Genomic DNA, 11,914 nt, shown 5'->3' on the forward strand with positions numbered 1-11,914 from the left:
GCGTGCTTTTTATAAGTAGTTGCTCTGTCCAAAACCTACTCAATGACTGCAATAGTGGCTGCTAACTTTTGGTGCACGCACAATTCACGAAGAAATACACCCGCCTACAAGCTTATTTGTTAAACTTTGAACATGAATCGCTAAGGTTACATCAAGAGAACAGTTGATAATCTTAACAACTCCAATTTTATCTATTTAAACCAAAGGAATGTTTATGGCTGTTTATAACGCCCCTCTTAATGACATGCGTTTTATATTAAATGATGTATTTAAAGCGCCACAATTTTGGCAAAATAACGAAAACCTAGCTCATGTCGATACCGAAACCGTCGATATGATTTTAGAAGAAATGGCAAAACTGTCAAAAAACGTTTTGTTGCCTATCAACCGTAGCGGTGACGAAGAAGGTGCAACCTTTGAGGGTGACGGCGTTGTTACTACGCCAACAGGTTTTAAAGACGCGTACAAACAGTATGCTGAATCAGGCTGGGTTGGCTTAAGCGGTAACGCTGAATACGGCGGTCAAGGCTTCCCGAAAATGGTTACCATGCTCACCGAAGAGATGGTTTTTACGGCCAACCAATCGTTTGCCCTATACCCTAACCTAACCGTCGGTGCAACGCTGTGTCTGAATGCCGCTGCCTCTGAAGAACAAAAACAGACTTACTTAGAAAAAATGTATAACGGTGAATGGTCTGGTACCATGTGCTTGACAGAGCCGCATGCGGGTACTGACCTCGGTATCATCAAAACCAAAGCCGTGCCAAACGATGATGGTAGCTATAATATCTCTGGTACCAAAATCTTTATCACTGGTGGTGAGCATGACCTCACTGACAATATCATTCATTTGGTATTGGCAAAAACCCCCAATGCGCCAGAAGGCTCAAAAGGCATTTCATTGTTTGTCGTGCCAAAATTCTTGGTCAATGAAGATGGTAGCTTGGGCGAGCGCAACACCTTGGCGGTTGGCTCTATCGAGCACAAAATGGGTATCAAAGCGTCTGCCACTTGCGTGATGAACTTTGATAACGCCAAAGGCTGGATGGTTGGCGCAGAAAACACCGGATTATCTTCTATGTTTATTATGATGAACTATGAGCGTGTGACCATGGGTCTGCAAGGTCTTGGTGGCTCTGAGCTGGCTTATCAAAACGCAGCATTATACGCCAATGACCGTGGTCAGGGTCGCAGTGACACTCAAATCCAAAGCCCAGAAAAACCTGCCGATGCCATCATCCACCATGCTGATGTGCGCCGCATGCTGCTAAATGCCAAAGCCAACACCGAAGCGTCACGCTGCTTTGCCATGTATGTCGCCAAAAACCTTGACGAAGAAAAGTTTAGTACTGACCCAGAGGCCGCTCAAGCCGCGGCGGCGCGCGTTGCCCTACTGACGCCAGTTGCCAAAGCCTTCTTAACCGACAAAGCACTAGAAGCCACGGTTGATTGCCAGCAAGTATTTGGCGGTCATGGTTATATCCGCGAATGGGGTATGGAGCAAATCGTTCGTGATACTCGTATTGCGCAGATTTATGAAGGCACCAACGGTATTCAGGCACTTGATCTGTTAGGCCGTAAAGTGGCAAAAAATAACGGCAAATATGTCACCCATTTCTTGGGTGAGATTCGTGATTTTGTTAACAATATGCAAGCGGATCATGGTATCAAACAAGCTACTTTAGATGCAGCGGATACGATTGAAGAGCTCACCACAACGGTGCTGAACAATATTGGCGAACGCAAAAACGAAATCAATGGCTGCGCGGTTGACTACATGCATGCGTTTGGCTACCTTGCTTACTCATACATGTTTGCGTTGATGGTCGAGGCCGCCAATGGCAAAGAGGGTGAGTTCTACACCAACAAAGCCAAGCTTGCTGATTATTTCGTTGGCCGTATCTTGCCACGTATCAATGCGCATGCACAGATGGTCAAAGCTGGTAGTGACCCGATGATGAACTTTGATCTTGACTACTTTGATGTACCAGCCAGCTAAATGCTCATTATGAAGACCCGATAAAACCATGAAAAAAGGACAGTTCAATGACTGTCCTTTTTTTTGGCAAAATAACTGCTAACAAAATAATTCACTATCGATGCGTGGTTACGATTAAAATAGCGCAAGATAAGGTGTCACTTAAGTGCCATAAAAAGCCATGATTCCTAACAATATCATGCACAGTGTTAAATAATAAAAACGATTGAAACAACCACAATAAAGGGTGCGACGTGTCAGAATTAAAACGCATATTACAACAGATTACAGCCCTAAGTGATGTGCCCGATCCTGCGGTGCTCAAACGCTTGATCGATGAACTACGAGTCAGCGACAAAGAACCTGCTTTAGCCAACCAAAACATTCAAACCCTTATTGATATTCTCCATCAACATCCAGAATACGGCGATGGACTCTCTAGCTTTGTCCTGAAATTGATTATCCAATATCGTCAAATCTCGCTATATACCGATACAGGTATTATGTCGGATCAAGGATTCTTTAATAGCTTAAGACGATTGGTCGGACATCGGTTTTTGCCGATACTCCCTCAAGATGACTCCGTCGTTGAACTGGTTGGTTACTTGTTTGATAAGCGTACTGATGAGCGCTGGCTTGCCAATATTGAGACAAAAAAATGGGACGAACTCGTGCAGCTTCTGAGGGTGGAAGAAAAACACCTAGACTTGGTTGCCACGGCAAAAAACAGTATTTTGAATGCGATTATTATTTTGTCTTATCGCATCAGCGGTCTTGGCTTACATCCTGATTTGATGGATTCTTATCCGCAGATGCTCAACTACTCTGCTTCTTTTGTTGCTCAAAACCAAGAAGCGGTGCTCTTTGTTAATCAATATAGACAAGCGCACGAGCTTGATACCTTAACCGACATTACCCCAGAGCAAGCCGTTGATCCAGCGCCATTGCTGGTTATGATTGAGCAATGCGAAGATATCGTTGCGACTATCCGCAAACGGATCTACAAAACAGGTATTTCTATTCGTTTGACCAATATGATGCTGCGCTTAGATCAAAGCTTGCAGCGCATGCGTATCTTGACAGAACTTGTCACAGACGACAATCAAAGAAGAGATCGCGCCGTCATTGAGTTGATCCAGACCCTGATCACCACTACCAATCGCCGCTATAGCATTGGCCATTTGATTGATAACAACACAAAACTGCTGTCACGTAAAGTCACTGAAAATGCCAGTCGCGTGGGTGAACACTATATCAGCACCGATAAGACTGGCTATCAAAAGATGCTCAAAAAGGCCTCTATTGGCGGTTTTGTCATTGCCTTTATGGCCACCATAAAAATACTGGCTTACCAATTGGCGCTCGCACCGATGGGTCGAGCATTTATTAACAGTATGATTTATGGCTTGGGCTTTGTGTTCATTCACGTGATTCGCGGAACGGTCGCTACCAAGCAACCAGCCATGACCGCTGCTGCTATTGCTTCTACTATATCTGAAGGCTCTGGCAAGAAGTCTCATCAGCTAAATAAGCTATCAGAGTTGGTCGTTGATATTTTACGTACTCAGTTCATCGCTATCATGGGCAACGTTATGTTAGCGATACCCGTTGCACTTATCATCTCTTTTGCTTGGTTACAGTACACAGGCGCACCGATGATTGGTACCGAAAAAGCAGGTCATCTACTCCATGACTTGGATCCATTTCACTCATTAGCGCTTCCTCATGCGGCTATCGCTGGCGTATATTTGTTCTTAGCGGGTTTGATCGCCGGTTATTACGACAATTTAGCGGTCTATAACAAAGTAGGTGCGCGTATTCAACGCCATAAACTACTACAATATATACTGCCTGTATCATGGCTTAAGCGCTTAGGCGGCTTTATAGAAGCGAACTTGGGCGCTATCATGGGTAACTTTTTATTCGGGGTTTTCTTAGGTAGTACAGCAACCATCGGCTACATATTCGGCTTACCAATTGATATTCGCCACATTGCTTTTGCATCAGCGAACTTGGCACACGGATTGTTCAATATATCTGCTGATGACATCAGCTGGAGCCTCATTCTGATTTCTATATTGGGTGTGGCGCTTATTGGTATGGTCAACTTGATAGTCAGTTTTTCGCTGGCGTTATTTGTTGCTTTACGTTCAAAAGAAGTGCGTTTCTTTGAATGGAGTCGTCTCACAAAGCTAGTTTTTGGACATATCATTAGCCATCCTTCTGACTTTTTCTGGCCACGCGACAAGCCAATGAAATATGCACGAATCGATAGTCAAGGTCACATGATATTTGATGACACTTCAGCACAAAAAAATGGAAAAGCCATACCAAGCAATTATGTGGTACGCCGATTGTCTGATGTCAGAATATTACCCGAGTCTAAGCAAGCAGTAGCGCAAAACGCGGAAGCGAGTACAGACATATACTATGACAGTCAACCACAAGGCGATCACACCCAACCTCACAACTCTCCTAAGAAGGTTGTCAATCTTGATGATGGTCTGGCAGATGAAGAGCTAAATAGCACGCCTTATACCGACGATATCCAATATGACAAAGTCACCAAGACGCTCAATACCATCGATAATGAGGATACTGTTGGTCACAAGTCAAATCATGCGGATGCTGACGGCAAGTCTACTGTCGATGCCAAAACACCTTTGCCAAAACCTAAAAAGCCGCCAAAGCTGCCTGATTAAAAGGCTCGCTTGGGCGGCTTTATGCTTGGTGAATTATTGAGATTAAAACTATTTGGTACAAGGCCTGAAACACTCACACAACTTAGCTAAAGCTTTTACCCCTTAATCTTGAAAATATGGACGTAGAAGCAAAACTCTCGCACAGCTCAACAAACTTAGGATTCAAAAATCATCTAAAATAATGAAGAGCGGGCTCAATAAGATATTGGGATAGATCACTAAACAAGGACAAGAATGAATATAGCCAGCCATAGCAAACTGGAAGAATCTATGAAGGACGTTGCATCAACCTCCCTTGTAAGACTCATCTATGTTAGTAGAGTTAATACCACCGATAGATCTGTATTTGAGCATATCCAAAGACACTCGCATGTCTACAATAAAAATAATAAAATTGCAGGTTTTCTATGCAATGATGAAAAAAGCTTCCTTCAATGCTTAGAAGGCGCAAAAGACGTTGTATTTTCTCTTATGCAAAGAATATTTAAAGATAGGAACCATAAAAAAGTAGACGTCGTTGCTGTTGAGCAGGTCAGTCAATGCCGCTTTGAAGATTGGCGTATGCACAGTCTTAACTTAAGCGCCAGCAATTGGCATAGACTGTCTGATCATGCGCAGTTAGGAGAGATCTCACCATTCAAACCAGAACACTGGCCATACTGGTTTATTGAATACTTTATTGAATGTGTGAGGAAGTTCGAATACTCTAACATCAGTCATGACACAAACTACATCACCTTTGATGACTTAGGTTACTCTGAGCTTGAAGAAAAGTTAACTCAAGATAATATCTTATGGGGCTGTAGTAGATAAGCACTATGCTAGACTACTTTTATGAAGATAACCCATTGTAAACTAAGTAAAAAAATACAGCGAAGGCTGTTAGAGTTTTTTACGGCTGAAGTGACTGCTAGAACAGCCGCCTACCTTTTCAACAATTTAAACGAGGTCAATATGCTGACTGAAGACTGGATCAAGGTTTATAACAACGAAAGACCCCATGATTCACTTAATGATATGACACCTGCTGAGTACAGGCAGGTGGCTTAATAATTCTACGATGATGTTGTGTTAAGAATGGGGTATTTACATGGGGAGCAATGCCACTCCGCTCATTATGAAGGCCCAGACGCCTACAGAAATAAGCGCGTATTGGTAGTAGGTGGTGGTAATTCAGGTGCACAAATCTATGCGGAGCTGGCTGAAGTGGCTAACGCCAGCTGGGTAACACGTGAGCCCCCATTATTTTTAGCCGATGATGTCGATGGACGTGTCCTGTTTGAAAGAGCGACAGCACGTATTACTGGCAGCAATAATGGTGATCCTGAGGGCGGTATCGGTGATATCGTCATGGTGCCTCCCGTCAAAGCGGCACGTGACAAAGGTATCTTACATTCAGTACCTATGTTCAGCCAATTTACTCAACAAGGCGTCATTTGGGCTGATGGTAGTGAAGAAACGATAGATGCCGTTATTTGGTGTACTGGGTTTGAACCAAATCTTGACCATCTAGCACCTTTAAATGTCCTTGAAGCTGATGGAAAAGTGCAAGTTAAAGATGGGCAAGCGGTCAAGGAGCCTCGGTTATGGTTGTTTGGTTATGGTGACTGGGCAAGCCCAGGTTCTGCCACTCTGATTGGTGCTGGACGCAGTGCTAGAGAGAATGTTCCCACTCTATTGGAGTTTTTAGTACGTGATGGTTAAAACAACCGTATCCTATGTATTGCGCGGTGCAAACATAATAATAGCCATACCTAGAAGTGCCACTGCTGTACCTAATATGTCCCATGTCGTTGGTCGAATACCATCAACAGCCCATAACCATAGAATTGCCATTGTTACATACACTCCACCGTAGGCGGCATAAACTCTGCCAACGGCGGTTGGATGTAAAGTCAGCAACCATACAAAAGCGACCAAACTAAGCGCACTAGGGACAAGTAGCCATATTGACTTACCTTCTCTCAGCCATAAGTATGGCAAATAGCAACCTACAATCTCTGCTAATGCAGTAATGGCAAAAAGCCCAACTGTTTTTAATTCAGACAAAAAACTTACCCTCCAGTTACACAGAATCAGGGATGGGCTCCAAGAAAATACTCTTGAACGCATTTTTAGTGGCTCGTAAAAAACCATTCTTTTATTCAATTAACGGTATCGTTTGATTCAGAGTAGCAGGTTGTCTAGATATGAGTATCTCTCCCTCTCTTACAGAGTATAAAACATCACCTTGTTTTTGGATTACTTCGACATCATTGCTACCTTCAAGAATAATAAAGTTTGCAGGTTTACCTACTTCTATACCGTAGTTTTCAGATATATTAAGCGTTTTAGCGCCATTATCTGTAATTAAGTCTAATGCAGTTTCTAGATCCTCGTATCCCATCATATGACATGAGTGAATCCCTGAGTCTAGAACACGAAGTAGTTTTCCATTACCTAGTGTATACCATGGATCTTGTATGGAGTCTTGACCGAAACATATATTCATTCCAGCATCTTTTATCTCTTTAACTCGTGTGATACCTCGAATCTTAGGATAACCATCAAATCGTCCTTGTAGATGCATATTTTCAGTAGGAAGAGCAATAAAATTTATTTTAGATTTTTTTAGTAAACGAAACAATTTGGAACAATACGCATTGTTATAAGAGTGCATTGCAGTCGTATGGCTTGCTGTCACTCGTTCTCCAATTCCTTTTTCTAAAGCGGCTGTAGCCAATACCTCCAAAAACCTTGATGCGCCATCGTCGATTTCATCACAATGGACATCAACTAACTTTCCATGCTTTTCTGCAAGGTCGATGATCCATCGCATCGACTCAACCCCATATTCTCTAGTATATTCAAAATGAGGAATACCACCGATGACATCAGCACCTTGTTCAAGTGCTTTTTCCATTAGCTGCTTACCGTTGGGAAAGGACAAAATACCTTCTTGGGGGAATGCAACTATTTGTAAATCAATATAAGCACTGAGTTTTTCTTTTAAAGCGACTATTGCTTTTAAGGCAACTAATTCAGGATCGGTAATATCAACATGTGTTCGAATATGTTGAACGCCATTTTCGACCAATAGTTGTACGGCTTTTAATACTCTTCGCTGAACATCTTCGCTAGTTAACATTGGCTTACGTTCAGCCCAACGCTCTATCCCTTCAAACAACGTGCCACTTAAATTCCAGTTTGGCTCGCCTACTGTAAATACAGCATCAAGGTGAATATGAGGCTCAACAAATGGAGCAGACAGTAAATTCATTTTTGCATCAAGACTTGACTCTAATGGAATGACTAAGCCATCTTGCTCGATAATACTTACAAATCTTCCATTTTCGCATTCAATGCTATGTAAGCCCTGTTTACCGCGAAGTTTTGCATTGTTAATAATCATAATATCTCCTAATTGATAATCATATTTTATAAAATTTAACTGATGAAACGAGCTGCAATGAGCGCTATTTGTAAACTTAGTCGCTGCTGAGCATTGCTTAAATTAATACCCGTCAACGTTTCAATCTTTTGTAATCGATTAGATAAAGTGTTTCTATGTATATTCATTGCCAATGCTGTCTGACGCATCGAACATAAATTATCAAAATAGCAAACTAAAGTAGTTTTTAGAACCAAACTCTGAGTATCGTGTTTGTTGAAAATATCACCTAGATACTGACGACAAAAAGATTCAATTTCATTGTTATCGACATGAGTAAAAAGCTGAGCAATACCTAACGAGTTGTAATGTATAACTTCGTTTCTATCATTATCTCTATGAAATTTAGCACTTTGCCTTGCCTGTGAAACTGCTTTATAAATGACTTTTAATTCTTTTGCATCGCTAACACCAATAGTGCAGTGAAAGCCATATGCAAGCAGTTTTTGATGCAGTTGATTCCATCGTTTCATACTATCATCACAGTATTCTGCTGATGTCGGCATAATCGCTAGCCAACCTTGATGCAGCTCTGTAATAGGAAGTTGCACACCCTCGTTCAGCATGAACTGACTAATTAAGTAATCTCCTTTAATGACCTCTTCATCAGTAATACGATTGAATTTAATAAAAGCGACAGATAACTGTTGATCGAGATTAAGTCCTATTTCTGTGGCTTTAATCAAATCTATTTCAGACATGCTTGGGTTATCTGCTAAGTTTCGTAGAAACCAACGATTGGATTTATTATTGAGACCATCCATAATGATCGCATTAGATAATATTTCGGTAACATTGACCATTGGCAATGAATAAGGCTGTTCAAAAATAGGAAAGTGTTGTTCATTAGCAAAATCTAAAACTTCAATAGGAATGGTATCTAGATAGGGTGAGTGGGTTAAAATCACTAACCCACTCGTACATTGCTTTTTTGCTTTTTCAATGAGAGTAATAAGTTCTTGAACAGTCCACTTCCAATTTAACCCTGTAACAAAGATCAACTCTCCACCTTTTGTCCAATTTTCAATCTCTGTGTTTTCTGCAATATAGGGCCAGCGTATCGCATTTTTACTGCCCTGCAGACCGGCTCTAAATCGAAGAGCTTCTAGTCCACTTATTTGATTTAACGATCCAATAGATATCATTAATTAAATACTCTGTTCTTGTTGAGTTTTTACAGTAGAGAGCTTCAATAATATTGTATAAGCAATAGCAGAAGTAATAATGCCAACAAGTGGAGCAATCCAAGGTGAAGCGTAAGCACAACCTGAACCAATCACGTAAGCTGATAATCCAACTATATTGTACTTTGGTAATTCGATACTGCTTAAATCTGGCATATTACCTTTATATTTCACCCAAAAATCTGTCATGATAATCGCACCAATTGGTGGAATGAAGGTCCCTAGAAGTATTAGAAAGGGTATTAGCATGTTATACATGCCCATGACAGCTAATACAGTGCCTAATGCAGCACCGAATAGGGTGACTAAACGCCTTTTATCTGTTCTGAACAAGTTGCATCCTGCAGCTGCAAAATTGTAAATAGTATTATCTTGGGTAGTCCAAATATTAGTGAATAGCATTAGGATAGCGACAAGCATGAAACCTTGAGCAACAAGCACATCAACGATATCCGCTTGTTGATAGATAGCAGTACCAAAAGCACCGACAAATACCATCAAGCCATTGCCAATAAAAAATGCTGCTAAAGTACTTATAACCGCTACTTTTCCTGATTTAGCAAAACGGCTCCAATTTGTCGCTTGCGTGCCTCCACTTACAAAAGTGCCAAATACCAAGGTAATTGCAGCTGCGATTGGCATACTCTCCGTGGGCTCAATAGCTATAAATTCGGAAATACCACCTATATCGAGAATGCCTTTGTAAAAACATAAGCCTATAAAAAATAGCATCGCAGGTACGGAGACTTTTGAAAGAATTTCTAACGCTTTATAGCCTATATAGGCACTGATACAAAACCCAAAACCAAAAAAGATCATCAATGGCGTGAGCCATGTATCTGGTAATTCCAGCAACTTGACAATGATAATGGCAATCGTCGCAGTACCCCATGCATACCAACCGATTTGTGTAAATCCTAATACAAAGTCAGATAACTTACTTCCATTTAGTCCAAAACAATATCGACCTAACAACACGGTGTTTAAACCAGTTTTACATGCAATGTAACCTAAGCTTGCTGCATAAGATCCAAGCAATAAGTTACCTATGAATATAATAGAAATTAGCTCGTAAAATGAAAATGATTTACCAAGTGTACCGCCTGCCCACATTGTAGAAGTAAAAAATGTAAAGCCCAATAATATTGACATCATGGACCATAAACCTTTTCTCTTGTCAGTTGGTACAGCACTCAAAGGGTAGTCGTCAGATTGATTCATTATTCAATATCTCTAATTTGGAGGTTGTAACTTACAAATAGCAACCTTTATGCCAATATTAAAAAGAAAAAAATAAGTGACAAAACAATCATTAACCCTTTCCGTAAATGTACCATATGAACAGTACCTGTTTTAGTGAGGAATGAGGTTGTTTGGAGAGTGCGAACGGATGCACCAAATTAATCTTTGCATGTCCTTAAATGGTGCATGGTGATCTCTCTAATAAGTAAGAGCAGTTCCGAATGAAACAGTTTTAGGACTGTTGTAGGCTTAGTAATTGAAAAGAAGATGAATAACGGAAAGGTAAAGCATGAGGGTTTTATTTCGAATGCAAGAATCTCTAAGTAATAGCAAGTATATCTCTTGCAAAATTACCAATTCATTAACTTTCGCTGACGGATTTACGAGGGCTAGAAATAGCTTATGTGAGGGAGTCTAGTGGATTGAAACTATAACTGATGTAAAAATCATTAATGGACGAGAAGGGGTTCATGTGAACTTGAGAAAATATTTGAATCCATGCACTAGATAAATAGCTTAATAAAAAATCTCGGCTTCTTTATGATAAGTTAGAGCTGAAATATATATAGTCAGCTCAAAATAAAATTGTTATGGTTAGGACAGCCCCGAATAATATTTACAATTGAAACAGAGACTTGCGGGGATAATTCTAGTTGTACAGAGTTTGAAAAAGTCCTCAGTCGGTAGGAATTTTACCGCAGCTTGGTAGGAATATGATCACAGCTTGGTAGGAATTTTACCGCGGCTATATTCTGTCCAATGACCTATAAAATCTTGTGAGCTCTCCATGCGTATCCGATATTTAAGTACCGTTTGTACGCTATCACACTAAATGACGCAGGAACGCATGCTGTTCTTAAAGTGTCTATTGCTCCTCTGAATTTTATTGAGTATACCTATGGCGAATCAATCAGGTGCCTTCACTGGTTCGGTCCCCTAGTGAGGACTTGAATCTTGGACTGTATGCTAATGATAGCAATAGTTTGAGTTATTGAAGCAACATCGGTGTACTTCGTTGTGTACATCCAGTGAGTTTTTCGAGAGTGAATTAGCTTATTTTTGATTTCTATAAGTACTGTTATGGAGACCATCCCAGATTCTGTGTAACTGACGTTTAGATTAAATACTTACACAAAATTTAGGAAGGTCTCAGATTTTGAGAAAAAACCGCTAGAAAATTATTTGAAATAACAGCTATTAATGGCACTCCATTAACATTTCTGTAAGTACATTACCGTTAAATGATTACCCTGCGCAGCAAGATAGCTCTTTAACGTCTTTGCTAAAGGTTTGAGCGCATAACTTCAATCCTTCAACCATCGTCAAATACGGAAATAGTTGACCTGCCAATTCTTCGACTGTCATTTTATTATGAATA

9 protein-coding genes are annotated in these 11,914 nt (G+C 40.6%); 5 read left to right on the forward strand and 4 right to left on the reverse strand.

What is annotated here, in order from left to right:
* The first annotated feature begins 214 nt into the window (after positions 1-214).
* From HL061_RS01900 to HL061_RS01920, 5 genes are all read left to right on the forward strand, one after another.
* Entirely contained in the window at positions 215-1,999 is a 1,785-nt protein-coding gene (locus tag HL061_RS01900; protein WP_212564468.1) for an acyl-CoA dehydrogenase C-terminal domain-containing protein, read from the forward strand.
* A gap of 233 nt (positions 2,000-2,232) precedes the next feature.
* On the forward strand, positions 2,233-4,680 hold the full coding sequence (locus HL061_RS01905; RefSeq protein ID WP_071001636.1) for a site-specific recombinase: 2,448 nt from the start codon (positions 2,233-2,235) through the stop codon (positions 4,678-4,680).
* 234 nt (positions 4,681-4,914) lie between these two features.
* Complete coding sequence (locus HL061_RS01910) at positions 4,915-5,493, forward strand: BLUF domain-containing protein (RefSeq protein WP_252962446.1); 579 nt, start codon at positions 4,915-4,917, stop codon at positions 5,491-5,493.
* A gap of 21 nt (positions 5,494-5,514) precedes the next feature.
* Positions 5,515-5,730 (forward strand): transposase, encoded by a 216-nt coding sequence (locus HL061_RS01915; RefSeq protein WP_252962447.1) that lies wholly within the window; start codon positions 5,515-5,517, stop codon positions 5,728-5,730.
* A gap of 27 nt (positions 5,731-5,757) precedes the next feature.
* Complete coding sequence (locus HL061_RS01920) at positions 5,758-6,384, forward strand: SidA/IucD/PvdA family monooxygenase (RefSeq protein WP_252962448.1); 627 nt, start codon at positions 5,758-5,760, stop codon at positions 6,382-6,384.
* A gap of 12 nt (positions 6,385-6,396) precedes the next feature.
* Here the strand turns inward: HL061_RS01920 and HL061_RS01925 are convergent, their stop codons facing one another.
* From HL061_RS01925 to codB, 4 genes are all read right to left on the reverse strand, one after another.
* Positions 6,397-6,729 (reverse strand): YnfA family protein, encoded by a 333-nt coding sequence (locus HL061_RS01925; RefSeq protein WP_201564455.1) that lies wholly within the window; start codon positions 6,727-6,729, stop codon positions 6,397-6,399.
* A gap of 91 nt (positions 6,730-6,820) precedes the next feature.
* Positions 6,821-8,071, reverse strand: a complete 1,251-nt coding sequence (gene codA / locus HL061_RS01930) for a cytosine deaminase (RefSeq protein WP_252962449.1) — start codon at positions 8,069-8,071, stop codon at positions 6,821-6,823.
* A 35-nt stretch (positions 8,072-8,106) separates the two neighbouring features.
* Positions 8,107-9,255: a PucR family transcriptional regulator gene (locus tag HL061_RS01935; RefSeq protein ID WP_252962450.1), complete on the reverse strand. Its 1,149-nt coding sequence runs from the start codon at positions 9,253-9,255 to the stop codon at positions 8,107-8,109.
* A 3-nt stretch (positions 9,256-9,258) separates the two neighbouring features.
* Positions 9,259-10,515: a cytosine permease gene (gene codB, locus HL061_RS01940; RefSeq protein WP_252962451.1), complete on the reverse strand. Its 1,257-nt coding sequence runs from the start codon at positions 10,513-10,515 to the stop codon at positions 9,259-9,261.
* Between the last annotated feature and the right edge of the window lie 1,399 nt (positions 10,516-11,914).

The organism is Psychrobacter sp. PSP (genome assembly GCF_024085615.1).
Lineage (GTDB): Bacteria > Pseudomonadota > Gammaproteobacteria > Pseudomonadales > Moraxellaceae > Psychrobacter > Psychrobacter pacificensis.

Bases quoted from the DNA above. Each gene is read 5' to 3' on its own strand.
- HL061_RS01900 (WP_212564468.1), top strand. From the start codon at position 215: ATGGCTGTTTATAACGCCCCTCTTAATGACATGCGTTTTATATTAAAT.
- HL061_RS01910 (WP_252962446.1), top strand. From the start codon at position 4,915: ATGAATATAGCCAGCCATAGCAAACTGGAAGAATCTATGAAGGACGTT.
- HL061_RS01915 (WP_252962447.1), top strand. From the start codon at position 5,515: ATGAAGATAACCCATTGTAAACTAAGTAAAAAAATACAGCGAAGGCTG.
- HL061_RS01920 (WP_252962448.1), top strand. From the start codon at position 5,758: ATGGGGTATTTACATGGGGAGCAATGCCACTCCGCTCATTATGAAGGC.
- codA (WP_252962449.1), bottom strand. From the start codon at position 8,071: ATGATTATTAACAATGCAAAACTTCGCGGTAAACAGGGCTTACATAGC.
- HL061_RS01935 (WP_252962450.1), bottom strand. From the start codon at position 9,255: ATGATATCTATTGGATCGTTAAATCAAATAAGTGGACTAGAAGCTCTT.
- codB (WP_252962451.1), bottom strand. From the start codon at position 10,515: ATGAATCAATCTGACGACTACCCTTTGAGTGCTGTACCAACTGACAAG.